1 tRNA gene and 2 rRNA genes (1 of these 3 cut by a window edge) are annotated in these 2,500 nt (G+C 54.0%); all 3 read right to left on the reverse strand.

Annotated elements, in window-relative coordinates:
- Positions 1-115 precede the first annotated feature (115 nt).
- Positions 116-192 (reverse strand) — tRNA-Met (locus ACR0NN_RS25105).
- A gap of 92 nt (positions 193-284) precedes the next feature.
- A 5S ribosomal RNA gene (rrf, locus tag ACR0NN_RS25110) occupies positions 285-399 on the reverse strand.
- Between the two features lie 229 nt (positions 400-628).
- Positions 629-2,500: ribosomal RNA gene (locus ACR0NN_RS25115) — 23S ribosomal RNA — on the reverse strand; it runs 1,036 nt beyond the window's last position.

Here is a 2,500-nt window from a genome sequence, read left to right on the forward strand (position 1 = left end):
TTGGTTTCGGGAGAGGATTTGAGCCTCTGACTTTCAGGTTATGAGCCTTACGAGGTTAATCGTTAGGCAAACAGTCCAGTGGACTGTTTGTAGATCGAACGTTTTGTTTGGGATTTGGTTGCGGGAGCAGGATTTGAACCTGCGACCTTCAGGTTATGAGCCTGACGAGCTACCGGGCTGCTCCATCCCGCGACACTTTGCGTTGGTCTACCGCCTATACGGCTACTTGAGACCGGGTAGTGTTTTTTTGATCGTATTAGAGAGGTTTGTTGGGCTTTTACTAGGTTTGGCGGTGACCTACTCTCCCGGGGCTTAAGCCCAAGTACCATTGGCGCGGCAGTGCTTAACTTCCGGGTTCGGGATGGGACCGGGTGTTTCACTTGCGCTATGACCACCAAACCGAGGAAAAGCCCATGTCGACTTTCCTGCTTTGCAGGAAAGCGACGAGGTGGCAGGCAGCGTCTTTTGCTTGCAAAAGGCGCGTTGCCACTCGGTTATATAATCAACCAACATCGCGACTTGGCGCTGCGACGTTATCCAACTCAAGGTCAGTGTATGCTTTTGGTCTTGTTTGATCGCCTACCGCTTCGCTACTTGAGGCGGCGGGCATGTCTTTCCATTACTGGATCAAATCAAGCCTATCGGGCGATTAGTACCGGTCAACTGAACGCATTACTGCGCTTACATCTCCGGCCTATTGACGTGGTGGTCTTCCACGGCCCTCAGGGAGACCTTGTTTTGAGGGGGGCTTCCCGCTTAGATGCCTTCAGCGGTTATCCTGTCCGATCATAGCTACCCAGCACTGCCGTTGGCACGACAACTGGTCCACCAGTGGATCGTTCACCCCGGTCCTCTCGTACTAGGGGCAACTCCTCTCAAGTCTCCTACACCCACGGCAGATAGGGACCGAACTGTCTCACGACGTTCTAAACCCAGCTCACGTACCTCTTTAAACGGCGAACAGCCGTACCCTTGGGACCTGCTCCAGCCCCAGGATGAGATGAGCCGACATCGAGGTGCCAAACACTGCCGTCGATATGGACTCTTGGGCAGTATCAGCCTGTTATCCCCGGCGTACCTTTTATCCGTTGAGCGATGGCCCTTCCACTCGGGACCACCGGATCACTATGGCCGTCTTTCGACTCTGCTCGACTTGTCAGTCTTGCAGTCAGGCTGGCTTCTGCCATTGCACTCAACGAGCGATTTCCGACCGCTCTGAGCCAACCTTCGCGCGCCTCCGTTACGCTTTAGGAGGCGACCGCCCCAGTCAAACTACCCGCCACGCAGGGTCCCGGATCCGGATAACGGACCGCGGTTAGACATCAAGAGTGCGAAGGGTGGTATCTCAAGGGAGGCTCCACGGATACTTGCGTTTCCGCTTCAAAGCCTACCACCTATCCTGCACATCACAATCCTGATGCCAGTGCGAAGCTGTAGTAAAGGTGCACGGGGTCTTTCCGTCTAACCGCGGGAAGCCTGCATCTTGACAGGCAATTCAATTTCGCTGAGTCGATGTTGGAGACAGCGGGGAAGTCGTTACGCCATTCGTGCAGGTCGGAACTTACCCGACAAGGAATTTCGCTACCTTAGGACCGTTATAGTTACGGCCGCCGTTTACCTGGGCTTCAATTCAAGGCTCTCACCTCTCCTTTTAACCTTCAGGCACCGGGCAGGCGTCAGACCCTATACGTCGTCTTGCGACTTCGCAGAGCCCTGTGTTTTTAATAAACAGTCGCCACCCCCTGGTTTGTGCCCCCAGCCCCTAGTTGCCTAGGAACCGGGCCTCCTTCTCGCGAACTTACGGAGGTATTTTGCCGAGTTCCTTCAACATCGTTCTCTCAAGCGCCTTGGTATGCTCTACCAGTCCACCTGTGTCGGTTTAGGGTACGGTCTGATGGAGGGCTATTTCCAGGAACCACTCAGCAGCCCAATCAATCCGATAAGATTGAACTACACCTGTGATCCGTCACATCCTCCTGGCTCAGGAATATTAACCTGATTCCCATCGCCTACGCCTTTCGGCCTCGGCTTAGGGGCCGGCTTACCCTGCTCAGATTAGCTTTAAGCAGGAACCCTTGGACTTTCGGCGAGAGTGTCTCTCACACTCTTTGTCGCTACTCATGTCATCATTCTCACTAGTGATCTCTCCACCGGATGGCTCACGCCCCGGCTTCATCGAAAAGATTCTGATCCTCCAAGGTGCCCCGAAGGACACTAAAGAGGATGAATCTTATGTCACACTACGCTCTGCTACCGATGCTTACGCATCCCTAGACTTCGGCTCATGGCTTGAGCCCCGTTACATCTTCGCCGCAGGACAACTTATTTAGACCAGTGAGCTGTTACGCTATCTTTAAAGGATGGCTGCTTCTAAGCCAACCTCCTGGTTGTTTTGGTCGTCCCACCTGCTTTCCCACTTAGCCATGAATTGGGGGCCTTAGTCGTAGGTCAGGGTTGTTTCCCTCTCCACTACGGACGTTAGCATCCGCAGTGTGTCTGC

It is taken from the genome of Ruegeria sp. BA2 (genome assembly GCF_056539605.1).